General features: G+C 71.6%; 26 protein-coding genes and 3 pseudogenes. 10 read left to right on the forward strand and 19 right to left on the reverse strand.

Going from position 1 to position 25,281, the window contains the following annotated elements; genetic code table 11:
• Both ORI94_RS31605 and ORI94_RS31610 read left to right on the forward strand, forming a co-directional pair.
• A pseudogene (locus tag ORI94_RS31605) lies at window positions 1-102 on the forward strand (IS5/IS1182 family transposase); the annotation flags it as partial.
• 181 nt (window positions 103-283) lie between these two features.
• A complete protein-coding gene (locus ORI94_RS31610) occupies window positions 284-901 on the forward strand; it encodes a hypothetical protein (protein ID WP_266081965.1) in 618 nt (205 codons plus the stop codon).
• A 74-nt stretch (window positions 902-975) separates the two neighbouring features.
• On the opposite strand, the pseudogene ORI94_RS31615 reads toward ORI94_RS31610, so the two are convergent.
• Window positions 976-1,291: pseudogene (locus tag ORI94_RS31615) on the reverse strand (response regulator transcription factor); the annotation flags it as partial.
• Between ORI94_RS31615 and ORI94_RS35405 the strand changes: the two are divergent.
• Window positions 1,190-1,858, forward strand: coding sequence for an alpha/beta hydrolase (locus tag ORI94_RS35405; protein WP_323056107.1), 669 nt, complete (start codon window positions 1,190-1,192; stop codon window positions 1,856-1,858). The pseudogene ORI94_RS31615 and the gene ORI94_RS35405 sit on opposite strands and share 102 nt — an antisense overlap.
• Here ORI94_RS35405 and ORI94_RS31625 read toward each other — a convergent pair.
• The 5 genes from ORI94_RS31625 to ORI94_RS31645 all read right to left on the reverse strand — a co-directional run bounded on the left by ORI94_RS31625 (window position 1,761) and on the right by ORI94_RS31645 (window position 6,848).
• Window positions 1,761-3,296 carry an MFS transporter gene (locus ORI94_RS31625; RefSeq protein ID WP_266081967.1) on the reverse strand — a complete coding sequence of 512 codons (1,536 nt, stop codon included), beginning with the start codon at window positions 3,294-3,296 and terminating at the stop codon, window positions 1,761-1,763. The two genes, ORI94_RS35405 and ORI94_RS31625, sit on opposite strands and share 98 nt — an antisense overlap.
• 120 nt (window positions 3,297-3,416) lie before the next feature.
• Window positions 3,417-4,502: an alanine racemase gene (locus tag ORI94_RS31630; protein ID WP_266081969.1), complete on the reverse strand. Its 1,086-nt coding sequence runs from the start codon at window positions 4,500-4,502 to the stop codon at window positions 3,417-3,419.
• Window positions 4,503-4,602: 100 nt separating this feature from the next.
• Entirely contained in the window at window positions 4,603-5,151 is a 549-nt protein-coding gene (locus ORI94_RS31635; RefSeq protein ID WP_266081971.1) for a C40 family peptidase, read from the reverse strand.
• Window positions 5,148-6,488, reverse strand: coding sequence for a condensation domain-containing protein (locus ORI94_RS31640; RefSeq protein WP_266081973.1), 1,341 nt, complete (start codon window positions 6,486-6,488; stop codon window positions 5,148-5,150). Before ORI94_RS31640 ends, ORI94_RS31635 begins: the two co-directional genes overlap by 4 nt.
• Window positions 6,489-6,599: 111 nt before the next feature.
• On the reverse strand, window positions 6,600-6,848 hold the full coding sequence (locus ORI94_RS31645) for a hypothetical protein (protein ID WP_266081976.1): 249 nt from the start codon (window positions 6,846-6,848) through the stop codon (window positions 6,600-6,602).
• Between the two features lie 475 nt (window positions 6,849-7,323).
• Here ORI94_RS31645 and ORI94_RS31650 point away from each other — a divergent pair, with 475 nt between their 5' ends.
• Window positions 7,324-7,578, forward strand: a complete 255-nt coding sequence (locus ORI94_RS31650; RefSeq protein WP_266081978.1) for a transposase — start codon at window positions 7,324-7,326, stop codon at window positions 7,576-7,578.
• A gap of 42 nt (window positions 7,579-7,620) precedes the next feature.
• Here ORI94_RS31650 and ORI94_RS31655 read toward each other — a convergent pair whose 3' ends face one another.
• Window positions 7,621-7,971: a hypothetical protein gene (locus ORI94_RS31655; RefSeq protein ID WP_266081980.1), complete on the reverse strand. Its 351-nt coding sequence runs from the start codon at window positions 7,969-7,971 to the stop codon at window positions 7,621-7,623.
• 347 nt (window positions 7,972-8,318) lie between these two features.
• Between ORI94_RS31655 and ORI94_RS31660 the strand changes: the two genes are divergently transcribed.
• Entirely contained in the window at window positions 8,319-9,245 is a 927-nt protein-coding gene (locus tag ORI94_RS31660) for a phospholipase D-like domain-containing protein (RefSeq protein WP_266081982.1), read from the forward strand.
• Window positions 9,246-9,309: 64 nt separating this feature from the next.
• Here ORI94_RS31660 and ORI94_RS31665 read toward each other — a convergent pair whose 3' ends face one another.
• The 4 genes and pseudogenes from ORI94_RS31665 to ORI94_RS31680 all read right to left on the reverse strand — a co-directional run bounded on the left by ORI94_RS31665 (window position 9,310) and on the right by ORI94_RS31680 (window position 12,330).
• Entirely contained in the window at window positions 9,310-10,905 is a 1,596-nt protein-coding gene (locus ORI94_RS31665; RefSeq protein WP_266081984.1) for a hypothetical protein, read from the reverse strand.
• 209 nt (window positions 10,906-11,114) lie between these two features.
• Window positions 11,115-11,612 carry an ATP-binding protein gene (locus tag ORI94_RS35410; protein WP_416237937.1) on the reverse strand — a complete coding sequence of 166 codons (498 nt, stop codon included), beginning with the start codon at window positions 11,610-11,612 and terminating at the stop codon, window positions 11,115-11,117.
• A 45-nt stretch (window positions 11,613-11,657) separates the two neighbouring features.
• Window positions 11,658-12,050: pseudogene (locus ORI94_RS31675) on the reverse strand (transposase); the annotation flags it as partial.
• Between the two features lie 73 nt (window positions 12,051-12,123).
• Complete coding sequence (locus ORI94_RS31680; protein ID WP_266081986.1) at window positions 12,124-12,330, reverse strand: hypothetical protein; 207 nt, start codon at window positions 12,328-12,330, stop codon at window positions 12,124-12,126.
• A 325-nt stretch (window positions 12,331-12,655) separates the two neighbouring features.
• Between ORI94_RS31680 and ORI94_RS31685 the strand changes: the two genes are divergently transcribed.
• Window positions 12,656-13,357, forward strand: coding sequence for a GOLPH3/VPS74 family protein (locus tag ORI94_RS31685; protein ID WP_266081988.1), 702 nt, complete (start codon window positions 12,656-12,658; stop codon window positions 13,355-13,357).
• On the opposite strand, the gene ORI94_RS31690 is transcribed toward ORI94_RS31685, so the two are convergent.
• Window positions 13,347-14,423 (reverse strand): hypothetical protein, encoded by a 1,077-nt coding sequence (locus tag ORI94_RS31690; RefSeq protein ID WP_266081990.1) that lies wholly within the window; start codon window positions 14,421-14,423, stop codon window positions 13,347-13,349. The two genes, ORI94_RS31685 and ORI94_RS31690, sit on opposite strands and share 11 nt — an antisense overlap.
• Window positions 14,416-15,393 (reverse strand): LLM class flavin-dependent oxidoreductase, encoded by a 978-nt coding sequence (locus ORI94_RS31695; RefSeq protein WP_323056104.1) that lies wholly within the window; start codon window positions 15,391-15,393, stop codon window positions 14,416-14,418. Before ORI94_RS31695 ends, ORI94_RS31690 begins: the two co-directional genes overlap by 8 nt.
• A 65-nt stretch (window positions 15,394-15,458) precedes the next feature.
• Here ORI94_RS31695 and ORI94_RS31700 point away from each other — a divergent pair, with 65 nt between their 5' ends.
• Complete coding sequence (locus tag ORI94_RS31700) at window positions 15,459-15,731, forward strand: helix-turn-helix transcriptional regulator (RefSeq protein ID WP_266081992.1); 273 nt, start codon at window positions 15,459-15,461, stop codon at window positions 15,729-15,731.
• Window positions 15,728-16,201, forward strand: a complete 474-nt coding sequence (locus tag ORI94_RS31705) for a hypothetical protein (RefSeq protein WP_266081994.1) — start codon at window positions 15,728-15,730, stop codon at window positions 16,199-16,201. The genes ORI94_RS31700 and ORI94_RS31705 overlap by 4 nt, the downstream gene beginning before the upstream one ends.
• 101 nt (window positions 16,202-16,302) lie before the next feature.
• Here the strand turns inward: ORI94_RS31705 and ORI94_RS31710 are convergent, their stop codons facing one another.
• Window positions 16,303-16,494 (reverse strand): hypothetical protein, encoded by a 192-nt coding sequence (locus tag ORI94_RS31710; protein WP_078878571.1) that lies wholly within the window; start codon window positions 16,492-16,494, stop codon window positions 16,303-16,305.
• 184 nt (window positions 16,495-16,678) lie between these two features.
• On the opposite strand from ORI94_RS31710, the gene ORI94_RS31715 reads away from it, so the two are divergent.
• Window positions 16,679-17,962, forward strand: coding sequence for a M16 family metallopeptidase (locus ORI94_RS31715; RefSeq protein WP_266081998.1), 1,284 nt, complete (start codon window positions 16,679-16,681; stop codon window positions 17,960-17,962).
• Window positions 17,959-19,275 (forward strand): M16 family metallopeptidase, encoded by a 1,317-nt coding sequence (locus ORI94_RS31720; RefSeq protein WP_266082000.1) that lies wholly within the window; start codon window positions 17,959-17,961, stop codon window positions 19,273-19,275. The genes ORI94_RS31715 and ORI94_RS31720 overlap by 4 nt, the downstream gene beginning before the upstream one ends.
• Window positions 19,276-19,706: 431 nt before the next feature.
• On the opposite strand, the gene ORI94_RS31725 is transcribed toward ORI94_RS31720, so the two are convergent.
• The 5 genes from ORI94_RS31725 to ORI94_RS31745 form a co-directional block, all read right to left on the reverse strand.
• Complete coding sequence (locus tag ORI94_RS31725) at window positions 19,707-20,987, reverse strand: ABC transporter permease (RefSeq protein ID WP_266082002.1); 1,281 nt, start codon at window positions 20,985-20,987, stop codon at window positions 19,707-19,709.
• Between the two features lie 5 nt (window positions 20,988-20,992).
• Window positions 20,993-21,922, reverse strand: a complete 930-nt coding sequence (locus ORI94_RS31730) for an ABC transporter ATP-binding protein (RefSeq protein WP_266082005.1) — start codon at window positions 21,920-21,922, stop codon at window positions 20,993-20,995.
• A gap of 69 nt (window positions 21,923-21,991) precedes the next feature.
• On the reverse strand, window positions 21,992-22,783 hold the full coding sequence (locus tag ORI94_RS31735; protein ID WP_266082007.1) for a class I SAM-dependent methyltransferase: 792 nt from the start codon (window positions 22,781-22,783) through the stop codon (window positions 21,992-21,994).
• 18 nt (window positions 22,784-22,801) lie between these two features.
• Window positions 22,802-23,443, reverse strand: a complete 642-nt coding sequence (locus ORI94_RS31740; protein ID WP_266082009.1) for a flavoprotein — start codon at window positions 23,441-23,443, stop codon at window positions 22,802-22,804.
• Complete coding sequence (locus ORI94_RS31745; protein WP_266082011.1) at window positions 23,440-25,278, reverse strand: ABC transporter ATP-binding protein; 1,839 nt, start codon at window positions 25,276-25,278, stop codon at window positions 23,440-23,442. Before ORI94_RS31745 ends, ORI94_RS31740 begins: the two co-directional genes overlap by 4 nt.
• Between the last annotated feature and the right edge of the window lie 3 nt (window positions 25,279-25,281).

The raw sequence follows: 25,281 nt of genomic DNA on the forward strand, positions 1-25,281 counted from the left end.
AACCGGCTCAAGCGCCACCGGGCCGTCGCCACCCGCTACGACAAACTCGCCGTCCGCTACGAAGCGACCGTGCTGGTCGCAGCCATCAACGAGTGGCTGTGACCAGCACTTTCACAACAGGCCCTAGCCGGCCAGCCGCTGAAGGAACGGGCAGGAATCATACCGAAGAGGTGGGGTCCTGCCCGTTCTGTCGCCCGTCTCCCTCACGAGGTCCGGGACATCTCGCACGACGGGCTCCGAACCCATGCCCATGGGCACGACCGACACACCTGCTGAGGTAGACATGGGCGACACCCCCGCCGGGGATCCGGTCGAGGAGATCCCGGTCAAGGAGATCCCCCCGCTGCTGTTGCGCATGGTCCCCGAATCCGCCGACTCCATCGCCGAGATGTTCCGCCGACCCGCGGAAGCGGCCGTCCTGACCGAGGACGCGGCCGTGATGCTGTACGAACTGCTGGCCGGATGCTTCACCACGCCGCTGCTGATGCCGCAGCTGAGAAGCGACAGCCCGGACACACGGCTGCTCACCCGGTGCTGGGACTTCGTGGAGCGCATCGTGGACCACTCCACGGAGCACGTCGGCGGTGCCGTCTACTTCGAAGTGCTGGATCAACTCCTTCTTGACAGCGGTTTGGTGGAGGCCGCCTGGCCCTATATGAAGGAGCGGACCCGGGCGCGTACCCTGCTGATGCTCGACGAGGCCGACGTTCGCCTGCCTGGAATCAACCGCCGGTGGCCCGGGGGCGGGACGACAGGCGCGGTGCGCGGCCGGCGGGGTTCACCGCGCCGGCCGCCCGGCCCCGGCCGCGCGTCCACCGCCCTCGACGGCTTCGGATCAGACGGCACTCGTACGTGCGAGCCGTGGGTCCGGGAGTCGGCCCGTGAGGCAGGCGGTCCTTGAGGAGGCCGTCGCCACGCTCGGGGAGCGAGGGCCCCGCAGAGGGCGGGGGCCCGGCCGGCCCCGGCTGCTCCGCTTCATTCGCCGGGCCTGACCAGTCCCGTCTCGTAGGCGAGTACGACGGCCTGGACCCGGTCTCGGAGCGACAGCTTGGCGAAGATGCGTGCCACGTGGGACTTCACCGTGGCCTCGCTCAGGGTCAGTTCGGCTGCGAGTTCCGTGTTGGACAGGCCGCGGCCCAGCAGGGGCAGGACCTCCGTCTTGCGGGGGGGGCAGGGCCGAGAGGTCGAGGTGCACGACGGGTGTGCGGGCGGACTGCGAGGCGTAGCGCTCCACCAGGCGGCGGGTGATCGACGGGGCGAGCAGGGCGTCGCCCGTGCCGACCAGCCGTACGCCCCCGCCGAACCGCCGGTGAAGATCGACGCCGAGGGACCGCGCAACGTGCTGCTCCTGCAGAACCGGCGGGACGCGTCGACCCCGCACCGGGGCGGGAAGATGCTGCGCGAGAAGTTCGGCGACCGGGCCCGGCTGGTCACCGTCGACGACAGCGGGCACGGCGTGTACGTCCTGGGCAAGCACTCCTGCGTGCTGAACGCCGCCACGCGCTACCTGGTCGAGGGCGAGATGCCCGCGAGGGACACGTCCTGCCGTGCGGACCGACCTTCCCCGGAGGCCGTCACCGTGGGTCGCCCGTATGCGAGCCCGGAAGAAGCGGCAGCCCTGCGCGAGCAGCCGACCGTCCAGCCCATCCGGCCCGTCCGCACGCAGTCACTTCACGCCACTGTGCGAGATCGTTTCGTTCAGAGGACTCATCCGCCTCAAGGGCCACCTCGCATCCTGGTCGTTCACCGTCCTGGAATGATCACCGTCCGGGTCCGTGGGCCGTTCCGGCGGTGGCCTCGGGTTCCCGTGCGGGCCGCAGCGGCCGCTCGGGCAGTGCCAGGACGGCCAGGAGGGTGATCAGAGCGAAGGGAACCGAGAGGGCGAAGACATCGCCCAGAGCCCGTCCGTAGACCGACTGGATGAAGTCCGCCGTATCGGGCGGCAGCGCGCGCAGGTCCGGCAGCCGCCCGTCGCGCACAGCGGATTCCCCAGCGGCCATGGCGCCCGCGGATTCCGTCAGCGTGTCCACGCGGGCGGCCAGGGCCCCTCCGAGGACGGTGACGCCGAACAGTCCGCCCAGATTACGGCAGAGCGCCACCATCGAGCCGGTGGCGCCCAGTTCGGCCGGGGGCACCGCGTTCTGCGCGATCAGCACCAGGTTCTGGGAGGTCATCCCCATACCGGCACCGCCGGTGAAGAGGTAGACCCCGACGAGCAACAGAGGTGTGTCCGCGCGTACCGTGCCCATCAGCGAGAAGCTGAGGAGCAGCAGTACCCCACCGGCCGTCAGATGGGCCTTCCAGCGGCCCTTCGCACTGATCAGGTGACCGCTGACGGTCGCGGACAACAGCAGTCCCGCGACCATCGGAAGGCACAGCAGCCCGGAGACCGTCGGCGACTGGCCGCGGGCGATCTGGAAGTACTGGCCGAGCAGGGCCGGCGAGGCGAACAGTGCGGGGCCGGCCGCGAAGTCCGCGACCGCGGTCAGCACGACCGTGCGGTTGCGCAGCAGCCGCGTCGGGATGAGGGGGTCCGCGGCCCGCCGCTCCGTGCGCAGGAATGCGGCAGCGGATACGACAAGGGCGCAGACCGTCGCGGTGAACTCCCAGGACATCGGGGAGAGTCCGGTGCCGACCAGGGAGATGCCGGCCAGCAGGGTGCCGATCGTGGCCGTCAGCAGGAAGGCGCCCCTGATGTCCAGGGAGGACGCGCGCAGACCGTCGCCACTGGGTGGCAGCCGCAGAGTCCGATGGAGGGTGAGGGCGGCGGCCGCCGCCAGGGGCAGCCCGAGGTGGAAGCACCAGCGCCAGCCCAGCCACGGGACATCGGCGACCGTTCCGCCCACCAGCGGCCCGCAGACCGTGCCGCCCATCATGACCAGTGCGAGCCTTCCGTTGTACCGGCTTCGCTCGTGGGACGGGATCAACATGGCCATGATCACCTGGGTGAGTGCGGTGATACCGCCCACCCCCAGGCCCTGGACGGCCCGGCCCGCGATGAGCAAGGGAAGGTTCTGCGCCAGTCCGGCGAGCGCTGAACCGAGAGCGAAGAGGCCGAGGGCGCAGTGGATGAGCGTTTTCGGGTTCGTCAGGTCGGCGAACTTGCCCCACAGCGGAAGACTGAGGATGGTCGTCACCATGGTGGCAGCGACGACCCAGGTGTACGCGGACTGGCCGCCGTCCAGGTCGGTGATGACGCGTGGCAGGGCCGTGGTGACCACCGTTCCGGACAAGAGACTGGCGAAGAGCCCGATCAGCAGGCTGCGTATGGCGGCCTTCGTGTCCGAACGGCTCATGTCCCCGGGGTGCGGGCGGGTCATCCGACGTTCCTCCGTGCGGCCTCGTGCGGTGTCGCGGCTGAATGCCGCGCGGGTCCCGGAGCGGGAATCGCGTGCCGGCGTGGCAGCCGGGGCGGATCATCCCCGCTTCGCCGCAGAGTCGACGGCCAGGGGCGCGCCTGCTGTGACCCGTGGTTCCTCCACGACACGGTCGGGACGGGTGATGGTGTAGCGCAGCTGCAACGCGAGCTCGTCGCCGACTTCCGGCGGCACACTGCCCCCGGGCACCAGCAGGACTGATTCCTGCAGGCGGGGAGGTTCGACGAACCTGCACCGCCTGCCGTCCCAGACGAAGGGCGACAGATGGTGGTTGAGGCAGGTGTGTCCGATGCCCGCGACGTGGCGGGCACGGTCCCACAGACCGCTCAGCCTCCTGGGCGCCCTCAGCCCCACCCCGTGCGAGGTGCCGCCCGCCACGACGACGTGGTACGGGCCCGAGAGCGGCTGCCGCCGTCCGGCACCGAAGCGCTTGCTCCGCTCCGGTCGTGTGATGTCGAGTACCCGGCTGTGGTACCGGGTGGCCCCCGGGGCGCCGAGCCACAGCTTCGTTCCTGTGCGCAGCCGGAAGCGAGTCCGCGGGAAGTCGTTCTGCAGCCTGGCCATCTCCTCGGCCGACAGGTGGCTCACGAAGACGTGATAGAGCGGCATCCTTTCCTCACGCAGTCGCCGCACCCAGGCGGCGACCTCTTCGGTCCCGCCGACGCCGCCCACCCGGTTCAGCGGAAGGTGGATGGAGAAACCCTCGAACTCCCACCCGCTCATCACCGCGCGCAGGGCGGGCAGATCGGCCTCCGTGATGCCGTGCCGCCTCATGGAGGACCTGAGCTCCACCATGACTCGGCGCCCCGCGAGACCGTCGCAGTGCCCGGCGGAGGAGACGACACGGATGGTCCTGCCGGACAGCGTCGGGGACACCTCCCCGTTGCGGTACGGCATCAGCACCAGAAGGTCTCCGGGAAAGGAATCCTGCACGAGGGACGCTTCCTGAACGGTGCCGACAGCGGCGAGCCGTATGCCGAGTTGGGTCGTTTCCCGCATCAGCCTGTGCTGGCCGAACCCGTAGCCGTTTCCCTTGCAGACCGGCACAAGGCCCGGAAACCGGTCGAGGACGCTGCGATGGTGTTCCCGCCAGCGCACGGTGTCGATGGTGAGTGTGAGTGTCATGGTGCATCTCCTCGGTGAAACCTCGCGCCGGTGCCGCAGCCCGCCGACGGACGGCCCGGATGCCGTCCTCTCCCGCTCGCGGCAGCGGTCCGTGCGGGGATCACCTGGCGGAGAGGTTCAGAAGCCGGGTGGCTCCGTAGTAGTCCTTTCGCGGCATGGCCTCGTCCAGCGGGACCCGTGAGATGAGTTTGCCGGTTCGGGGGGCGTGGATCACCTCGTCGTTCCCGCAGTAGAGGCCTACGTGGTAAACGCGTGTGCCGTTGTGCCAGAAAACCAGATCGCCCTCACGCAGGGCGGTCCGCCGGACGGTGTATTCGGAGGTCGCCGCGTACTGGCTCGCGGAGACCCGGGGCAACCGGTTGAACGGCCAGTACGCGTAGCGCACCAGGCTTGAGCAGTCGAACCCCGGGGTGACGGAGGCCACGCACTCGCCCGACGGCCCGTAGCCGTTGGCGCCGTCGCAGAAACCTGTGCTCGGTCCGTAGGGTGTCCCTCCTCCCCACGAGTACGGCGTACCCAGCCACCGGGACGCACGTCCGACGACGACGTCCGCGTCCCGGGGCAGCCACGCGGTGCTCCCGTCGCCGTACGTCCACCGTTCGGGGCAGGCATCCGTCAGTACGGAGGTCTGCAGCCGGCCATCGCTCACACCGCCCCCCGGTCCAGGACTTCCGCCACGCTGAGACCGGTGGCTGTCCGGCCCCCCGGTGAACCGGACAGAGCCGCGAGGAAGGCGCGGAAGGAGTGCCCGTGGCTCTCGAACTCGTGGTCCGTATAGCGGGCGGAGTTGGCCTCCAGATCGAGGCTCACGCCGCCCTGCTCCTCGGGTCGGCTGCCGTAACAGACGAAGTCGATGTCGGTCACCGGCCCGGTGGACAGATTACGCATCACTCCGCGGGCCCGGCCGAACGACAGGTCGTAATCGAATGGCATGATGTTGACGACCGGACCGTTGAGGCGTTTCCTGTTGTGCAGTATGCCGAGGTCCTCGCGCAGTTCCTCGTGCCGGTAGCGCTGGTGGGTCAGCGCGGCCCTCATCTCCTGCCTGGTGTGCCCCACCAGTTCCTGGACCGTCATCCAGGGCTCCACCTGAAGCCGGAGGGGGACGATGTTCGAGCGCAGGCCGGGAGTCACCTGGGTGAGGAACGTCGGGCGCGCCGCCACAGGGAACCCCAGGATCACGTCCTTCTCCCCCGTGACGCCGTGCACATAGGCGGCGACGGCCGCCATGAGCGCCCGGGGCCAGGAGGTACCGGCTTGGTCGGCCGCCTTCTTCAGCGCACTTCCGACTGCGGGATCCAGCGTGGCGGAGGAGCGGCGTCTGACGGCCGTCGGCGGGTCTGTCCGTGCCGAGAGACTCAGGGGTGTCGGCCTGTCAGCGAACTTCGCCCGCCAGTACGCCTGGTCCTGGCGGTACTGTGCGGAAGACCGGTATCGCGCTTCCTCGTCCAGCAGCGTGCGCAACGGCGGCAGAGCGCCGTCGGCCATGTCGCGTCCCTGCGACAGGGCGGTGTAGACGTCGGAAAGCCGACGGACGACGACGGCGGATCCGTAACCGTCGTTCACCAGGTGGTGGGTGGAACCGAACCACCGATGACGGCCGGGGGCGAGGGTGAGCAGCGCGCACGAGAACTGCGGAGGCCGGCCCCACTCCCGGGGCCGCGCCATCTCCTCATCCATCCACTTCCGGGCGGCGTCCTGCGGGTCCTGCTCTCCGGACAGGTCGATGTGCGGCATCGTCCAGGGATCCACAGGCCCGATCCGCTGGCGTATGCCGTCCTCGTCCTCGACGATGACGGCTCGCAGTGTCTCCGCCTCGTCGATGACCTGCCGGGCGGCCCGCTCCAGTAGCCCTGGGTCGAGGTGGCCCTGTATGTCGACGTAGATACCGAGGTTGTAGACGGGACTGGCGGGGTTCTTCATCTGGCCTCGCCAGATGCGTTCCTGCCCGGCGGCGAGAGGGAGGTCCGGGGGATGGAGGGCCATGCGTGAAGTTCGCTTTCCGGTGGTCGGATTCGGGCTCGGAACGACCAGCTGAACAGGTCGCCTTTCCGGACGGTTTGCGCCGAGCGCTGAGCTGCCGCAGGAGCCAAGTCCTCAGTACCCGATACATGAAGAGATGCGGTTGTCCCACTCCGCCGAAGCCACCCACGTCTGGTGGGGGCCGACTTCCAGCACTTCACCGCGATAGGGGATGTCCGAGAAGAACAGGAAGCGGTAGTCGGAGTCGTTGACGATCAAGGAGATCTTGTCCTCCTTGTCGTCGCCGGGGTTCGGCACGATCGACGGGTAGTTGTCGAGCAGTCCCGTGAAGTCCGCACCGTCGTGGATGCATAGGGGCGCCACGCTGGGGTGCGGCCTGGGACAGACCGGCGCGGACGTGGCCGCCGGCGTACCGGGAGTCCCGCGACGAGCAAGCCGCCAAGGGATGCGAGGGCGCCGAGCGCCCCTCCGATACGACGTTTCACCACCATGTCTTTCTTCTTCTCCTGTGATGCAGCACGACATGAAGAGGCACTCGACGTTCCGATGCGGAAAAAACCGGGAAGCCGATGTTCCGTCTGCAGCCCTGCAATCGGTCATCCCCCGGACGGCGCACAGCCCCGCGATCGAGCTCGTGCTCGGCCTCCACAGATTGTGCTGGAAAACCCGCCGGCGGACATCGGCTGATCGACCTATGTCGCTGGGCCTATCCGGCTCGACGAGGAACCTCGTGAACCGAACCGAACCGAACCGGGACCGGCGGAGGCTCTGATGTGCCCCGGGTCTGGTGGAGTCACCTTGTTGGACAGACGATGTCCCAGACACCAAGGAGGCTTCAGTGCCCCGTAGTTACCCGGCTGAGTTCCGGCGCAAGGCCCTCGATCTCGTCGATTCCGGCCGGGCGATCAGGAAGATCGCTCACGATCTCGGCATCAGCGAGCAGACGATCTGCGTCTGGCGACGTCAGTACCTCGTCGACACCGGGCAGCTGCCCGGGCCGACCAGCCAGTACCAGGCTGAGCTCGTGGTCGCCCGTCGAGGGATCGCCGAACTGGAGGCGGAACTGCAGCCGGCGTCGGGCCGATTCGCATAGTCGACGACGCGCCGCCATTCCGCGACCTCGTCGTCATCGGGATCAGTGATCCGGACGCGGCCCTCGGCGACGAGCCGCTCGATCAGCTCCTGTGCCTTCGCCCGCCAGGAGATCGCCGGGGCCTTGGGCGAACTGGTGACGATCATGGGCGGCACCGGCAGGCAGCCGCGCCGGCTCGCGGGACCAGGTCCTCGAAAGTCGCGTCCTGCGTCCTCTGGTGGGAGTCGCGGCGAACTCGCGGGTCTCGGTGTCGAACTCGGGTGCGTCGAAGTGGTGCTGGAACTTGCCGATCTGCTCCAGCCACCGTTCCTGCTGCTCCGTCTGGAATCCGGGGGGCGGTGGTGCGGTTTCCCAGTCGTTGGAGTTCGCCAGCTCGATGGGGGTATCGCCCAAGGAGTTCTCGGCGAGAGCGAGGCGCCGTTTTCCTTGCAGTTGCCCGGTTGTCCGGCTGGACACCCATCGGCAGGCTGGGCAGGCGTGTGGCAGCGGATGCCGACGGCGCTGAGGGCAAGGGACCGGCGGCAGCAAGCGGCACCTGCTCGTCGCCAACCGTCCACGAACGACGCGGCGGTAGCGCTCTACCGGTCGTCCCGTCCGGCGAGCCCGAACGGCGCGCCCCCCGCGTCGACTGCGCGCACGGGCGGGCCAGTTCGGGGAGCGAGCGGGACTCTCGCCGCCCGTGCCCTGTCCCGTACACGGTGTGTGCCACGCACGTCTGCTTCCAGGGCAGGGAGTTCCCCGTGGTCGTCTGCGACACGGTCGAGGGCGCCGACGGCAAGGAACTGCGGATGTCGCTGGCGCACCGGGAGCCGGGCTCGTCGGACTGGGCGCGCAGCGGCGTGCGCCTGTTCAACGTGGCGGCCACCCGCGTCCAGACCCGCCTGTACGTCATCGGCAGCTGGGAACGCATCCGCTCCTCGAAGCAGGGCACGGCCTTCTCCCACCTGGCCGCCCTGGTCGGCACGCCGGGCGTACGGCGTCTGCAGGCCGGCCACTTGATCACGCCGCCGCACGAGGACACCCCGAGCCGCGGGGAGTTCGGTGCCGCCCTCGCCGACGTGCTCGCCCGGCACGTCGAGATCACCGGCACCGACGACGAGACGACGTTCTTCAGCACCTTCGAGGACGAGATCCGCACGGCCCGCACCTCGGTCTGGCTGTGGGCGCCGTGGGTCGCGAACCGGGTGCGCGGCATCCTGCCGCTGCTGCGCGAGGCGGCCGGTCGCGGCGTGCGCGTGAGCGTGTTCGTCCGCGACGACACGGACCAGCTCCAGGCCCGCCCGGACAGCCAGAGCCTCATCGCCGACCTCCGGGCCGTCGCCCACACGGTCGTTCCCGTCAACGTCATGCACCAGAAGATCGCGGTGATCGACGAGCGGGCGGTGATGCTCGGCAGCCTCAACACCCTGTCCCAGTCGTGGACCCGCGAGGTCATGCTGACGATCCGCGGTGGCCACTTCGCCCGCAAGCTCCTGGAGCACGAGCACGCCGAGCTGTTCACCCGCCCGCCGAAGTGCGGCCGCTGCGGCGGCACCGGCATCGAGCTGCGCCGCCGCAGAAACGGCGTCTGGTTCTGGCGCTGCTACGACACGGTCTGCAAGACGGGGCGGAACGGCCGGAGCGACGCCTGGAACCAGGACATCAGGGTGGGTGGAGGGAGAGGCTGAGGGCCGCCCGTCTCTGCGGCACCACCGGGCGTACGGTCCGTGGGCGGGTGACCCGCGCAGCGGGCTACAGGTGAAGTCCGACGTGGTTCACGATGAAACGCTTGCCGTCGGAGTCGAGGGCGAAGTAGATCCGTCCGACCTCGTTGGGCGACACGGCATCCCGGACCTTGACGTGCGGCAACCCGTCCCTGCGCTTCTCGTCGAACTCGAAATAGCGCTTGTCCTTGTTCTTGCTGAGCTTCTCGTCGCTGTTGGCGAACCTCAGCCCGTGGTTGTCGTAGAACCACTGGTCCAGCCTCGGCATCTTGCCGGGCTTGGTGTAGAGGTCCATCGCGGCCTGCGCGAGGGCGATCAGCTGGTCGGTCATCTCCTGGGGATACGGGTACTGGGATGCCTTCCAGGCGCGCGCCGCCTTCGCCGTGAAGACGATGTGCTTCTCCGACGCCTCGACGAGGGCCTCGAACGTGGGGAGGGCGTCCGTTCCCAGCACCGGGATCTCGCTCCAGGCGTCGAACTCCGCCACCTGTCCGGTCCCGCCCTTCGACAGGTCCAGGTACAGCTTCTTCCAGTAGTCCCGGTCCTGGCGCAGCGACTCGGCGGTGGCGGCTTCGGACTGCGCCTTGTCCCGTTCCTCCATGCAGGTCTGCGCCATGTCCTCCCACGACCTGGCGTCCTCTTCGAGCTGCTGGGTGCGTTCCTTGAGCGCCTGGAGCTCGGCGGTCCTGTCCCCGGCGGCCTGCGCGCGCGCCAGCTGCTCCGCCGCCCTGCGCGCCCCGGCCCGGTACGAGGCCTGCCGCGCTCTCTCCCACGCGGTGTCACTGCCGCGCGCGATGACGGAGAGGTGGGCGAGCGACGGCATCAGCCGCCTTTCCACGAAGGACGCCTGGGAGACCTCCTCCCGCGAGTAGGCCGGATGCTCCAGGCCGAGGTTGGGCCAGACCAGCCGGGCGCCGCCGCTGGGCACGGCCACCTGCTCGTGGACCCGGCGGACGGCCTGTGCGGTCACATAGTTCAGGGTCACCACCTGGGCCAGTCCGGCGAGTTGTCCCGAAGCCTCGGCCGCCCCGTTCCATCCCGCCGGATCCCTGGGGTGCACCAGGAGGATGGGCAGACGCGTGCTCAGCGCCAGGGATTCGAGAAGTACGCCGGCATGCCCCTCCTCCCGGATCCTCTCGTAGCGCCCGGTGGCACGCTGGCCCAGCACCCGCACGTCGAGATCTTCGTCGGCGAGTACGGCCCGCAGGAGGTGGGGGCGCCTGAGCCGCGGGTCCTGCACGGGGGCGATCCAGCCGTCGGGAATCTCCCTGCCCATGACGACCCTGAAGCCGCCGCCGCCGTCCTCCGACTGGGAGACGGTGACCCGGGTGACGAACTGGGCCGGGCTGTCGGACAGCGGCTGGTGGATGGTCATCCGCAGCGCACGGGTCCGCTCGTCACCCGCCACCGACCAGTTCAGGTTTCGCTCGCCGTGGCCGGGGTACTTCCCGACGAGCACCGCCCTCCCGGCACGGTCCAACTCGGCTGCCGACGGCGCCTGTATGCGCCCTCGGTCACCGAGCCAGTCGGCGAGATGGTGACGGAGACGCCCGAGGACATGCCCCGGCTCCTGGGCAGGCCGGACATCCTGGACATCGAAACTGACGGCATACAGCACCTGCACGGTGGCTCCCCTCGCCCCCGGATGCCCCGCGAAGCGGACCGGTTCCCCCTCGAACGCGGTCGAGGCATCCCACGAGGTGTCACCGTAATACCGCGGTGCCCGAGCACCCAATGCCCCGGACGGAGCAGGGGCCCGGCCCGACGGTCTCGGCCGGGCGGCCCGCTCTGCGGGTGCGGCGGGTCCGGAGGGATGTTCACGGTCGACGGTGGTCAGATCGGGGAGCCGCCCGTAACGCACTCGGCCCACACCGTCTTGCCGGGGCCGAGGCGGTCCTGTACGCCCCAGTCGGCGGCGAGCGCGTCGACGAGGAGCAGGCCGCGGCCGCCGTTCTCGTCCGTGCTGGGGGTCCGCTGCGTCGGCTGGGCGGGGTGGGTGTCGGTCACTTCGATCCGGACGGTGCCTCGGCTCTCGTCGTGGGACAGGGACAGGGCGAAGTCCCGTCCGGGGACGTGGCCGTGGAGGACGGCGTTCGTGGCGAGTTCGGCGACGACGAGGACGACGGTGTCGTGCGCCTCGGTGCCGTGCGGGTGGCTCCACTCGGTGAGCTGGTGCGCGGCGAGCAGCCGGGCGAGGCGGGCGCCGCGGCGGGTGGCGGAGAAGCCTGGGTGAGCGTACGGGCCGACGTGGGGCTCTGGGGGCGGGGGACTGACATGGCGGCCACGCTGCCGGGAAGTGACGTGCCGTCGGCAGGTCCGGCGCCGATACAGATCGCGTTGTACTGGTCGACTCGCTGGACTGGGTTGTCGCCGTACGTGACGATGAGTGTGCCGAGCGTGGCGCAGCGCGTACGGCAGACGGTACGGCGAGCGTCCGGGCCCGGCGTCGATCGTGGCACGGGAGAAGTCGAGGCGGTCCGCCGCCCGAAGCCGGTCCAGCAGCACCCGCTGGAGGTCCTCCCACACTCCGGCCTGCTGCCACTCGGCCAGTCGCCGCCAGCACGTGGGACCCGAACCGAACCCCAACTCCTGTGGCAGGAAATCCCACTGGATGCCGGTGTAGAGGACGAACAGCACCCCTTGGAGCGTCTTGCGGTCATCGATCCGCTTGCGCCCCGGGTGCCGGAACCGCCGCTCATGCTTCGGCAGCAGCGGCTCGATCCCCGCCCACAACTCGTCACTGACCTCCCACGGCTTCCGCCGCGCCATGGTCACACCCCACAAAACACGGAGTCACATACACCCCCACCGTGCCACAAGAGGATCATTCTGCAAGGACCCCTTAACCCAGGGGCGAGCACTGGTAGTGAACCCCCCGGCTCACCGTCCTGAAACGGTCGCGTCCCTGGGCCGAGAACGGGTTCGGCAGGTCGAAGACGCGGCGTTCCTCCGGGACGAGGGCGCAGGTGATCAGCAGGATGCGGTAGCGGTTGCTCCGGGCGTGACGGCAGGCCGCGTCCGCCTCGGACGGTCCAAGTCCGAACTCCACCCGCGACCTCACGGCGTTCCGGCGCTGCCTCGACTCGCGGGGGCTGACCTCGGAATGCTGGTGGCGGCAAGGGAGATGAACCCGAGTCCCAAGATCCCCGACAGAGTCAAGGCCGGCCGACGGGTCCTTTGGCCCCACCGGTCCGGTGGGGCAGGACGGCGTCGGCACGGCCGCGTCCCGGTGGCCGGAGTCGGTGACCGGGATCGGCCGCGCGGGACCGGTGGTGCGGGAACGGCGGTGGGTAGGTGCGTTCCGGAGAACAGAGGTGAGGATCTTCCTCACCGACGACCGACCCCACCCGGACACCGAAGGAACGGACACAGCGATGGAACCCCCCACGGCAACCTCCACGGAGACCTCCGGGACGGCCTCGGCCACCCTGGGCGAGCAGCTCCTGCTCCTCTCGCTGGACGACGAGTCCGGCACCGCCAAGGAGTCGGCGAAGGTCGCCCCGGCGATCGCAGCGGCCGCGCTGGTGGAGCTCGCACTGGCCGGCCGGATCGACGTGACCGGCGACAAGGTCACCGTCGTCGACGCGACGCCGCCGGGCGAGCCCGCCCTGGACGCCGCGCTCGAGGCCGTGGCCGGCAAGGAGGAGCCGGGCAGCACCAGGGACTGGATCAACCGGCTGAAGACGGACGCCGTGGCCCGGGCGAACGCGGGTCTGATCGAGAAGGGGCTGGTCCGCGAGGAGAAGAAGAAGGTGCTCGGCCTCTTCCCCGTGCGCCGCTACCCGGAGGCCGACGGCTCGGTGGAGGCGGCGGTACGGCAGCGCCTGCACGCGGTCGTCCTGCAGGGCGCGGCGCCGGACGAGCGTACGGCGAGCCTGGTGGCCCTGCTGCACGGGGCGAAACTGCACCGCCTGGCCTTCCCGGGCGCCGACGGGCGCCGGGTGGAGGCGGCCATGGAGTCGGTCTCACGGGGCCGGTGGTCCGCGACGGCGGTGCGTCATGTCGTGAAGGCCGCGGAGGACGCGCTGACGGCGATCATCGCGGTGACGGTGACGACGACGATCGTCACGAACTGACGTTCCCGGGGGCCGTGCCCCACTGGAGAGCGGGGGCGCCGTCCTCGGCGAGCGCCTCCGCCAGCAGGTCGCAGTAGCGGCGCAGGTCCTCGTGCCAGCCGACGAACGACGCGAAGTCCCGCATGTGGACGGCGAGTCGGAGTGTGGCCGCGCGTTCGGTGCCGGACGGGAGGGCGGTGACGCCGGTGGTGCCCGTACCGCCCGCGTAACCGGAGAGTAGGGCGTGCGCCGCCGCCGGGTAGTCGACCGGTGGTCCCTGCCCGGCGGCGCCGAGACCGCGTGCGGCGGCGGCGCGCAGTTCGTGCAGCTCCCCGAGGATCCAGCCGAGGTCGAGGGCCGGGTCGCCGCCGGTGACCTCCTCGCCGGTGAGCAGGGCGGCCCGGCCGCCGGCGGCGGAGGGGACCAGCCAGCCGGTGCTCGGCGCGCCGTGCAGCAGGACCGCGCCCGGCCCGCCGGGGGGTTCGTTCGCGGCCTCGGACCAGTCGGTCAGGCGGGCCCACAGCGAGGGGCCGAGCCGGGTGCGGGCCAGTGCGCGCAGCCGGGTCGCTCCCGGGGTGCTCTCCTCCCCCGCGGCCCAGGCTCGAAGCCGCCGCAGGCCGGGGTGGGGCGGCCGCTGCGGGAAGTCCCACGGCTCCCGGTGCAGCCGCCGCAGTGTCCTGCCCGCGTCCGCCAGCGCGCTCACCGCGAGCCGGTGGGCGGTGCTGTCGCCGGAGGGCAGCAGCCGGGCCACCGAGACGGCGCCCTGCACGCGGTACAGCACGCCCTGGCGCGCCTCACCGTCCGGCGCCGGGCCGCCGGCCCACTCCCCCAGGGCGAGCCGGGCTCCGGGCCGGCCGTCCGCGGCGTCACCGTCCGCCGCGTCACCGACGGCCGTGCCGGCCCGGCGCAGGGCCGCCTCGACCGCCGCCGCGGGAAGGCGCTGCGGACGGGTGTGGGCCGGCCCGGGTGCGCGCAGCCAGCTGAATGCCGTGCCCCCGTGGTGCCGCACGGTGATCCGCAGATAGCGGGTGCCGTACTCGCGCACGGTGACCGGTTCCGTCTCCCGGGCGGTGACCGGCTCAGCCACCGTGCCGCCGCCGGACCGCCTCGATGATCTCCCGGGCGTCCCGGAACGCCGCGTCCCGGCCCTCGGTGAAGAGCACCCCGCCGCAGTTGAGGATCACCTCGTCCACCCCGGCGCCCCGGTACTCGTCGAGGCGGGCGGCGATGTGGTCCGCCGAGCCGAACACGTAGGTGCCGCTGTCCACCAGGGCGGCGGCGCCGGCCCTCGGGTCGGACGGATCGGCCCGCACACCGGCGCGGCGCAGCATGTCGGTGTAGTGGTCGGCCGCCAGATGCCCGGAGGCGGCCGTGTGCGCGAGGACGTACGGGTCCCGGCCGCCTCGCTCCACCGCGACGTGGACGACGGTCGCGACGCGGCAGCGGGCGTCCCGGTCCTTGGCGCCTTCCTCCAGGGCGGGCAGCAGGGTCCCGGCGACGTATCCGGGCGGGGTCATCCAGGTGATGGCGACGTCGGCGACGCCGCCGGCGGTGCGGGCCATGTTGGGGCGCAGTACTCCCACGCCGACCTCCACGCCCGGGTGGTCCATGGGGATCAGCCGCCCCCGCAGCGCGTGGTAGTCGCCCGCGTGGTCGACGATCTCCCCGTCGAGCAGCGAGCGGACCGTGCGCAGGTAGTCGGCGGCCATCGTGCGCGGGCTGGGATAGGTCCGTCCGTTGAGGCTGCGCACGAACGCCGGTGCGCCGACGCCGTATCCGGCCACCACCGTCCTCCCGGTCAGCAGGGCCAGGGAGCGGGCCTGCAGGGCGGCCTCGTAGGGATGGCGCAGCGGCATCAGGGTCACGCCGGTGCCGACGGGGACGCGCACCCCGGCGCCGGCGAGGTGGGCGAACGCCTGGTGGGTCTCCACCTTGAGCGACTGGCCCGTCCACAGCCGGCGCGCGCCGGTGTCGCGCACCAGTTCGGCGAAGGGCCGCAGGGCGTCCGGGGTGTCGGGCATGTTCGGCACGAGCACGCTCGGGAGCACGTCGGTCACAGGTAAGCCTACCTTCCTGTAGCTGTTTCTTGACGAGCTGTTGTGTTAGCACTACATTTCCTCGCATGAGCCCAGTGAGCCATCGCGAGGGAATGCCGATCTACAACCAGCTGAGAGTGCTGCGCGCGGAGCGCGGTCTCAGCAGGGTCGCGCTGGCCGAACTGGTGGAGGTGCACCCGCAGACCATCGGCGCCATCGAGCGGGGCGACTACTTCCCGAGCCTCGATCTGGCCTTCCGCTTCAGCGACGTGTTCGACCTTCCGGTCGAAGCGATCTTCAGTCGTCAACCCTTCACCCCGCTGTCCGCCCAGCTGTACAAAAAGGAGGAACGCACGTGAGCCGGGAAGGTTCCGACGTGACGACGGGTCCGGTCCGCAGCCCCATGCGCCCCGTGGCGTTCTCGCTCTGCGCGCTGAGCGCCGCCATGGTGGTGCTCTCACTGGTCTCGGACGGCAACGCGTTCTCCGACTCGTGGTGGCTCGTGGGATTCGCCCTGTGGCTGCTGCTGTGGGGCGTGCTGCGCTCGATGACCCGGGGCGTGGCCGAACGGCCGGTGGCGGGACTGGACGAACGCGAGCGCGGGCTGCGCGACCGGGTCTCCTTCATCGGGTACCAGTGCGCGATCGCCGCCGGCATGGCCGTCGTTCTGCTCATGGTCGTCTTCCAGGACGACCCCGGGGTGATCGAGCGGATGCCCGGGCTGCTGACCACGCTGATGCTGACGTCGTCGGCGCTGCCCTCCATCATCCTGGGGCTGTCCGACACGGGCGCCGAGGACTCCGAGTCCTGCCAGGACGAGTACGAGTGAACCGACCGCCGGAAACCGGCGACCCGCTATCGTGCGACAGGGCGGGTGCCCACCGATTGCGGCGGTGGGCACCCGCCCTGTTTCTCAGCGGATCACGCGATTCAGCAGGAGTGGTCGAAGGTGTTGTCGATCGACACCGCCGAGACGGCGGACGCGGCGGAGATGCACGCCTGCGACGAGGTGGTGATGGTGATGGTGGCGCCCGGGGCCTCGACCGCGGGAACGATCTCGTCGGCGGCGGCGTAGGCGGAGTAACCGGCGATGAGGGACTCGGTGTTCATGTTCACTCCCATGGGTGTGAGCGGAATCGGATGGTGACCGGATCGGCGATTTCGGCGATCACGTTCTCCGGCCGTGCCAGAACCATTTCCCGGCCGGTGTCGCGATGGCAATGGAGTTGGCCGCATGCGGACACTGGCCGCTATCGGTCAACTCCTCCCGTTGAGTGGGAGGTTGCCTCGGCCTATGCTCGCCCGGGTGATCCGGACTCAGTTGCGCCGCCTGGAATTGGACAATGGTCTGCGGGTACTGCTGGCACCGCATCCCGTCGGCGCCTCGGTCGGCCTCGCGGTGCACTACGGCGTCGGTTTCCGGACCGAGCCCAAGGAGCACACGGGCCTCGCGCACCTCTTCGAGCATCTTGTCTTCCAGGGTGGCCGGGGTGCGGCGCCCGAGGGCTATCTGCCCCGGCTCCAGCGCGCCGGCGGTTTCGGTGACGCCAGAACCCGCCAGGACGTGACGGTCTACTACGCCGCCGCACCGGCCTCCGCCGTGGAAATGCTGCTCGCCCTCGAAGCGGACCGAATGCGCGCCCCTTGCCTTTCCGCGCAGACCCTGCGCACGCAGACCGCGGTGATCGACGAGGAGATCCGCCTCATGGTGCGTAATCGTCCGTACGGCGCATTCCCCTGGGTGCTGCCGGGCGCCCTGCATTCGCGCCCGGAGAACACCAGGGACGGTTACGGCGAAACCGCCGATCTCGCGGCCGTCGGCATTCCGCGGTGCGAAAGGTTCTTCGCCGACCACTACGGGCCCGGAAACGCCGTGGTGACACTGACCGGCGCGTTCGACCCGGGGTCGGCGGAGCGTCTCGTGCGCGGCCACTTCGCGTCCGTGCCGGCGCGTCCGTCGGTGGCCGCGCCGGACGCGCACGAGCCGTCACCGGATCGGGAGCGGCGGCTGACGGTCGCCGACCCGCACGCCGGGACGCCCGCCGTGGCGGTGGGTTACCGGATGCCGGACCCGGTGACCGAGCGCGCCGACTACCTCGCGCACCTGGTCCTGGCCGCGCTGCTCGGCCAGGGCAGACAGGCCCTGCTGCGTCGCGGACCGGCCGCCGCGCAGGTGACGAGCCTCTCGGTGGGCTGCGGCCTCTTCGGGCTGCCGCTGGACACGAGGGGGCCCGATCTGCTGACACTGTTCGCCGTGCACGAGCGCGGCGCCGAGGACGTCCTGGCCGCGCTGGACGGCACGCTGGAGACACTGGCGAAGGACGGGGTCGACCCGGGCCTGCTGCGTGCCACGACCGCGCGCTGGGCCGCGGGGGCGCTGCGCGAACTCGGCGATCCGGGCACCCGGGCACAGCTGCTCGGCCTGCGCGAAGCACTGTTCGGCGAGGCCGAGTTGACGCAGACACTGCCGGAGCTGGTACGGAGCGGGGTGACCGGGGAGCAGGTGGGCCGGGCCGCCGCCCGGCTCGCTTCCTCGCACCGGGCGGTCGTGCGCTTCGTACCGGCCGGGGCGCGCGGGAGGGCGGCGTGACCGGGGGCTCGGGGCCGGGCCCCGCGGGCGGGCGGCTGCCGCTGCCCGACGTCGACACCACCCTCCTCAACGGACTGCGTGTGGTGGTCTGTTCGGCCCCCGTCGTCCCCGTCGTGGAGATCCGCCTCACCGTCCCGTACACCGCGCGGGAACCCGGCGAAGTGACCCGGTGCCAGCTGCTGGCCACGACCCTGCTGCGGGGCACCGCGCACCGGGGCGCGGACGCCCACGACGCCGCTCTCGCCGCACACGGCGCCACCCTGGACGCCGCCGCGGACGCGCACCGGTTCACCTTCGCCGGGCACACCATGGCCGACGCCCTGCCCGACGTGCTCGCCCTGCTGGCCGAGACCGTCCGCGAGCCGCGGCTGACGGAGGACGCCGTCCGCCCCGGGCGCGAGGCGCTGGTACGCCGTATCCGGCTGGCCACCCACCAGCCGGCGGCCCTCGCGCAGCACGCGCTGCTGCGGCGGCGGTACGGCGACGGGACCGCCGCCCTGCGACAGCCGGCACCCGGACCGGCGGCCGCCTGCACACCGGACGACCTGGCCGCACTGCACGCGCGGCATCTGGGCGCCCGGGGCGCGGTGCTCGTGCTGGTCGGTGACCTGCGGCCGAAGGACGCCGTCGCCGCGGTCGCGGACGCCTTCGGGTCGTGGGAGCCGGGGCCGGCGGGCGACGGGCCCGACGCGTCGTCGTGGTTCGCGGGCGGACCGCTGCTGTGGGTGGACCGGCCCGGCGCCGTCCAGAGCGTGATCCGGCTCGCCGCCCCCGCGCTGCCCCGCACGGACCCGGGTTACCCGGCCCTGCATCTCGCGCAGTTGGTCTTCGGCGGATCCTTCGCCTCCCGGCTGGTCGCGTCCCTGCGGGAGGAGAAGGGGTACGCCTATCAGCTCGGTTCGGGCATGGAGTCGGTGCCGGGGGCCTCGACGCTGATGGTCGAGGCCGACACCGCCGCCGAGCACACCGTGCCGGCCCTCGCGGTGATCAGGGCGGAGCTGGAGCGCATGGCGGCCGAGCCGCCGTCGGCGGGGGAGGTGGACGCCGCCCGGAGCTACGCGGTCGGCTCCACCGCTACGGCGATGTCCTCGCCGGGCGCGCTGGCGTCCGGTCTGGCGAACCTGCTGCACGTCGGTGTCGGTTCGGACTGGCTGCACGACTGGGGGCCGCTGCTGGGGGGCGTACCGCACGACGCGGTCGTCGAGGCGGCCCACCGGTTCTTTTGCCCCGGCGGTTTCACGGGCGTGGTCGTCGCCGACGAGGCGGCGGTGGCACCGCTGCGCCGGGGTGCCACCGGCGAACTCGACTTCTGACGGATCGAGGGGGCGTGGGGCGGCCGGGGGGCGCGCGCGCGCCCCGCCCCCCCCGGGACGTGCCTCGCGGGGGGGGGGGGGGGGGGCCCGGGGGGGGCGCCCCCCCCCCCCCCCCCCCCCCTCGGGGACGTGCGCCGATCGGGCGGGTCAGCCCCGGCTCTTCTTGATCCCCGCGATCACGGCGACGGCGAGGGCGATGGCGATGACGATCCAGAGGGTGGTGCTCATGAGGTACTCCTCAGTTGTCGGATGGCCCGGCGGGCCGGGTGGGTGTGGTGCGAACAGGGGTGAGGGACGAAGAACCGGAGTGGGGACGAAGGACAGGAGGGGGAGGTGACGGACCGGAGCGGGGAGTGACGGACAGGAGGGGGTGACGGGCAGGGGCGGCGGGCAGGGGCGGCGGGCAGGGGTGACGGCCGGGGGCGGCCTCCTCAGCGCAGCCTCAGTGCCTCGGCGAGCGGAACCCTGGAGCCGCTGCGCAGCACGCTGTTGGCGTACATCCGCCCGGCGACCCGGGTCATCGCGGCCAGCGCGGCGGCCGCCAGGACCAGGGAGAGGGCGATCTGCCAGACGGGGGCGGTACCGAGCAGCATGCGGGCCGGCATCAGGATCGGGCTGAGCGGTGGTACGAGCGACAGCCACTCGATCAACGGGTCGTGCGCGTTCTTGCTCAGCAGGGCTATGCCCAGCACGAACGGCGTGGTGATGAGCAGCATCACCGGTTGCACCACCCCCTGGAGGTCCTCCTGCCGTGAGACGCGCGCGGCCGCCGCGGCCAGCATGGCGGCGAAGAGGAAGAAGCCGAGCAGGAACCAGACGCCCAGCGTCACCAGGGTCCCGCCCAGGGCGGTCGGCAGGGTGACGGTGCCGGTGCCCTGCGCGAGGGCCACCGCCGCGCCGCCGAGCAGCACGAGCTGGGTGAGACCGGCCACGGCCACCCCGATCAGTTTCCCGGCGAGGAGCTGCCAGGGGCGAATGGTGGAGAGCAGCAGCTCCACGACGCGGCTGGTCTTCTCCTCCACCACGCCCTGCGCCAGCATGATCCCGTAGAAGACGAAGAAGAAGTACAGCAGACCGGTGGAGGCGAGGATCAGCGCGAACTGCTCGGCCGCGCTGTTCTCCGAGGGGTCCAGGGCGTCGACCTGCACCGTGGCCGAGGCCACGCGTTGCCTGAACTCCACGGGGTCCACGCCCGCGCGTTCCAGTTCCCTGGTGGCGCGTTCCTCGGCGGCCGCGGCCCGTATCACGGCGAGCAGGTCCTCGTCGGCCTCGTGTTCCACGGACAGGGTGAGCTGCCCGTCGGCTCCGCCGCCGATCACGGCGGAGAGTTCCCCGTCGCGCAGGAGCCGATCGGTGCGGTCGCCCTCGACGGGGACGAACTCGAAGTCACCCGTCTCCTCGGCCACCGCGGCGAGCACCGGGCGCAGCGCCGAGGCCTCTCGTTCGACACCGACCCTGGCCGGCCCCTCCTGGGCGACGACGACGACCAGGGCGTAGGCGGCGAGCCCGAGCAACAGCCCCAGGGTGCTCAGGACGAAGGACTTCGTCCGCATCCTGCTGCTGATCTCCCGCCGGGCGACCAGGCCGACCGCCCTGCGGGCCGACAGCGCGCCGGGGCCGGCCTGCGGGCCCGCGGTGTCCCGGCCCGAGGCGGGGTTTCGCTCCCCGTCCGGTGTGTCGCGGCCGGTGGCTCCGTCCGGTGTCCGTGTCATCGCGCTCATCGCTCACCGCCCCCGGGCCGCTCGTCCGTCCCGGTGACCAGGTCGCGGTACAGCTCGGTCAGCGGTGGGTGTTCGGACACGAAGGCGGAGACCGGCCCGGTGGCCAGCGCCGCGTGCAGCACCCGCTGGTCGTCCGCGCCCTTCGCCAGGCGAAGCCACGTACGGGTGCCCTCGCGGCTCACGACCTCCACGCCCGGCAGTCCCGCGGCCCAGTTCCCGTCCGCCTCCGGGGCGTCGACCAGCAGGCGGCGGCCGGCGTTCTCGCTCAGCTCCCGGACCGTCCCGCAGGCAATCAGCCGCCCGCCGTCGACGATGCCCACCCGGTCGCAGACCCGCTCGACCAGCGACAGCTGGTGGCTGGAGAACATGACGGGCACTCCGTCGGCGGCCCGTTCGGCAAGCACGTCGCGCATGACGTCCACCGCCACCGGATCGAGCCCGGAGAAGGGTTCGTCGAGCACCAGCACCCTCGGTCCGTGGACCAGCGCGGCGGCCAGCTGCACCCGCTGCTGGTTGCCGAGGCTCAGGTTCTGGACCTCCTCGGACGCGTGGGGGGTGAGCTCCAGCCGCTCGGTCCACCGGTCCGCCGCGGCCCGTGCGGCGGCCGGCGACAGGCCGTGCAGCTCCCCGAGGTACCGCAGGTGTTCGCCGACCTTCATCCGGGGGTAGAGGCCCCGCTCCTCCGGCATGTAGCCGAACTGCCTGCGGGCGTCGAAGCCGACCGGGCGGCCGAGCCAGCGCACCTCTCCCGCGTCGGGCGTGAGGACTCCGAGGACGATCCGCATCGTGGTGGTCTTGCCGGCCCCGTTGCTTCCCACGAAGCCGAACAGCTCACCGGCGCGGATGTCGAAGGACATGCCGTCCACGGCCCGGCGTCTGCCGTAGCTCTTCCGTACGCCGTCGACCTCCAGCGTCGGCCCAGCCATGTCACACCTCCCGATGCAATGTGTTGACTCACTGGAGTATTGCGTTAACACAACATCCCGTCAAGTTGGTCACACGCTTTGGCGCTCCACCACATAGACGTGTTTCTCCGCCCGGTCCGTGACCGGGCTGCGGTCCCAGTCGGCCCAGCGGCCGGTCACCCGCAGTCCCGCGAGCCGGGCCATCACGTCGAACTCGGCGGGCCAGGCGTAGCGGCTGACCTCAGGCACCTTCCGCAGCCGGCCGGACTCCATGATCGTGTGGACGACCAGGACGGACTGGAGCGACTGGTTCACCTGGATCGTGTCGAGCAGCAGCGCGTCCGGTGCCGGATGGCCGACCCGGGTCGTCGCCTCGGTGAGCCGGTGGTAGACCTGCGGGTTGTACGTCTCGAAGACCGCGGCACCGCCGTCCGCGAGCGCGTCGTGGATGCCGCGCAGGCAGTTGATCTGCTGCTCCTGGGTGGGGAGCATGAAGAAGGTGTTGAGCGCGGTGAGGACGAGGTCGTACCGCTCCTCGACAGCCAGCGCGCCGAAGTCGCCCACCGAGGTGGTGACCTCGCCCGTGGGGTCGTTCTCGTGGAGTTTCGCCAGCATCGCCGGGGACGCGTCCACGCCGTGCACCCGGTAGCCGTGCCGGGCCAGCGGGATCGCCAGCCGCCCGGTGCCGACCCCCAGCTCGAGCAGCGACGCGGGTGCGGGGCGCAGCTCCCGCAGGAAGGCGACCAGGGAGTCGACAGCCGGCCCCGAGGCGGGGTAGAGCGAGTCGTAGACGTCCGCCAGCGACTCCCCGTACGCGCTGCTGTCCTCGGAGGCCGCCCGCTGCCGGGTCTGCCGGGTCTGCCGGGGTGTTTCGGTGGTCATGCGTGCCTCCGTGAGGTGTCAGGCGGGTGCGTGTTCCTGCTCGGGCCCCGTGCGGCCGCCGGGGTCCGGTGCCTCGAGCGCCGCCCGCAGCCCGTCGGCCGCGGCCAGGACCTCGGGGAAGGACGCGGGCGCCCACGCCTCGCGCTTCCCGCTGGTCGTGCTGCGGCCGGGGTGGGGCGGGACGACGACCACGTTGCGGCGCGCCCGGAGCCGGGCGGTGTGTTCCGCGTACGCCGCGCTCTCCGCGCCGCCGGGCGGCAGCGCGGGCGCGAGCGCGATCGCCGCGCGTGTGCACTGAAGCGCGAGCAGGGAGGGCGAGTCGCCCAGTCCGGCGGCCAGCCTGGCCAGGTAGTTGAGCGTCGCCGGCAGCACCACGACCGTGTCGGGCCACTGGGCGAGGTCGACGTGCCGGGCCCTCGGTTCGGGCTCGTCGGGCCACCGGTCCGCCAGTACGTCGCAGCCGCCGATGGCGGTCAGCGCGTCCCGGGTGACGAACCTGGTGGCCGCCTTGGTCAGGACGTAGCGCACCTGTGTCCCCGGGTGCCCGGCCTTCAGCCAACCGGCCCAGAAGGGCAGATGCGCGGCGGTCACGGATCCGGTCCCGATCACCAGCAGGCGGCGCGCCCCCACAGGTTCCCCCGCGTTCGCCGTACCGGTCACCGGGACACCGCCCCGGCCACCGGAGCGGTCGGCACCGGGCCGCCGGGCGGCGCGGCGCCGGGATCCGCCGGGGCGGCGCCGGCCGCCCGCCTCGCCGGGTCGCGCAGCGACTGCCCGTGCACCAGTTCCTGGTAGAGCGCGGAGCGCGTCAGCAACTCCTCGTGCGTGCCCCGGTCGACGATGTGCCCCTCGTCCACAACCACGATCAGATCGGCGTCCTGCACCGTGGAGATGCGGTGCGCGACCACGATCACCGCGCGCTCGGCGGCGAGGGAGCGCATCAGCACCCGCAGCCGTTCCTCGTTCTCGCTGTCGAGCTGTGAGGTCGGTTCGTCGAAGATGACGACGCGGGTGTCCCGCAGCAGGACGCGGGCGGCCGCCAGCCGCTGCCGCTGGCCCCCCGACAGGTCCTCGGCCCGTCCCAGTTCGGTGTCGAGACCCTCCGGCAGCGCTTCGACGGCACCACGCAGCCCCAGCGTCTGCAGCGCCCGCCACAGGTCCGCGTCCGGCAGGTCCTGGTCCTGTCCGAGCTGGAGGTTCTGCCGCACCGTGCCCTCCACCAGGGTGAAGCTCTGGTCGACGTAACTGATCTCGCCGCGCAGCTGGTGCAGGGGCCACTGCTCGACCGGCCGCCCGCAGACAACGATGCGGCCCGACTCCGGCAGGAGGAAGCGCTCGGTGAGCGCGAGCAGTGTCGTCTTTCCCGCTCCCGACGGCCCGACGATGGCGGTGAGTCCCCGCGCGGGGGCCGCGAAGGCGGCCCCGTGGATGAGGGTGCGCCCGCCGTCCGTGTAGGTGACGTCGTCGAACTCCACCGCGGGCGCGGTGGGCGACGGCTCGATTGGGGAGGCCGCCCCGGAGCTCTCCGGGGCGACGGTGAGCACGCTGTTGAGCCGTCCGCGTGCGGCCAGGCCGCTCTGCATCCGGGCCACGCCGGAGACCAGCAGGGTCAGCGGCGCGACGAGTTGCAGCAGGTAGACGATGAAGGCGGCGAACTCGCCGATGCCCAGGTCCCCGGAGGCCAGCCGGGCGCCGCTGGTGACCATCACCGCGATGATCGAGAGCTGCTGGCCGAACTGCATCGTGGGTCCGACCAGGGAGGTCACCCGCGCGACCGACACGGCGGCCCGGCGCGCGTCCTCGACGCTGTGGCCCAGCGTGGACGCCACCTGGCGTTCGGCGAGGAACGCCTTGACCGTGGGCAGGGAGAGGACGGCCGCCGTCATCTGCTGCGACATGGCCCCGATGGCGTTCTGCTGGCGCTCCACACCGCTGCGGATCGAGCGGACGCACAGGAAGATGCCGGCACCGGCGACCGAGAAGGTGGCGAGCACGACGAGCAGCAGGACCCAGTCCAGCACCCCCATGGCGATCAGGGTGCCGACGGCCAGGAAGAGCGAGGACGGTATCTGCGCCACCCCGACGTCCACCACGGAGCGCAGCTGCGTGCTGTCGGAGTTGGCGCGCGCGACCAGGTTGCCGGCCCCTTCGCGCCGGACCCACCGCAGCGGCAGGGTCAGGATGTGCGAGACGATGCGGAAGCGCGCCTCGGAGACCAGGCCCTCACCGGCACGGGCGAGCAGGTAGGAGGAGAGCGCCGTCGCCAGCCCGGCGCCCACCGCGAGGCCCGCCATCATGAGCAGCGGGCCGACGGGACGTTCGTCCTCGGCCAGAGCCATCACCAGATCGCGGACCTGGAGGGGAAGGACGAGGGTGGCGGCGGCGGACAGGAGGCTCAGCACCACCGCGGCGGCCACGGTGGTCCTCCGGCCCTCCAGGAGCTGCGTGAAGACCCGCAGTTCGTCGGTGCCGTCCGGGCGTGTTTCTCTGGCCATGCT

It is taken from the genome of Streptomyces sp. NEAU-W12 (assembly GCF_026242095.1).
GTDB lineage: Bacteria > Actinomycetota > Actinomycetes > Streptomycetales > Streptomycetaceae > Streptomyces.

What these genes read in the sequence shown, in the direction of transcription:
- ORI94_RS31610 (WP_266081965.1), top strand. Translation starts at nt 284, where the DNA reads ATGGGCGACACCCCCGCCGGGGATCCGGTCGAGGAGATCCCGGTCAAG.
- ORI94_RS31625 (WP_266081967.1), bottom strand. Translation starts at nt 3,296, where the DNA reads ATGAGCCGTTCGGACACGAAGGCCGCCATACGCAGCCTGCTGATCGGG.
- ORI94_RS31630 (WP_266081969.1), bottom strand. Translation starts at nt 4,502, where the DNA reads ATGACACTCACACTCACCATCGACACCGTGCGCTGGCGGGAACACCAT.
- ORI94_RS31640 (WP_266081973.1), bottom strand. Translation starts at nt 6,488, where the DNA reads ATGGCCCTCCATCCCCCGGACCTCCCTCTCGCCGCCGGGCAGGAACGC.
- ORI94_RS31685 (WP_266081988.1), top strand. Translation starts at nt 12,656, where the DNA reads ATGGAACCCCCCACGGCAACCTCCACGGAGACCTCCGGGACGGCCTCG.
- ORI94_RS31700 (WP_266081992.1), top strand. Translation starts at nt 15,459, where the DNA reads ATGAGCCCAGTGAGCCATCGCGAGGGAATGCCGATCTACAACCAGCTG.
- ORI94_RS31710 (WP_078878571.1), bottom strand. Translation starts at nt 16,494, where the DNA reads ATGGGAGTGAACATGAACACCGAGTCCCTCATCGCCGGTTACTCCGCC.
- ORI94_RS31725 (WP_266082002.1), bottom strand. Translation starts at nt 20,987, where the DNA reads ATGACACGGACACCGGACGGAGCCACCGGCCGCGACACACCGGACGGG.
- ORI94_RS31730 (WP_266082005.1), bottom strand. Translation starts at nt 21,922, where the DNA reads ATGGCTGGGCCGACGCTGGAGGTCGACGGCGTACGGAAGAGCTACGGC.
- ORI94_RS31735 (WP_266082007.1), bottom strand. Translation starts at nt 22,783, where the DNA reads ATGACCACCGAAACACCCCGGCAGACCCGGCAGACCCGGCAGCGGGCG.
- ORI94_RS31745 (WP_266082011.1), bottom strand. Translation starts at nt 25,278, where the DNA reads ATGGCCAGAGAAACACGCCCGGACGGCACCGACGAACTGCGGGTCTTC.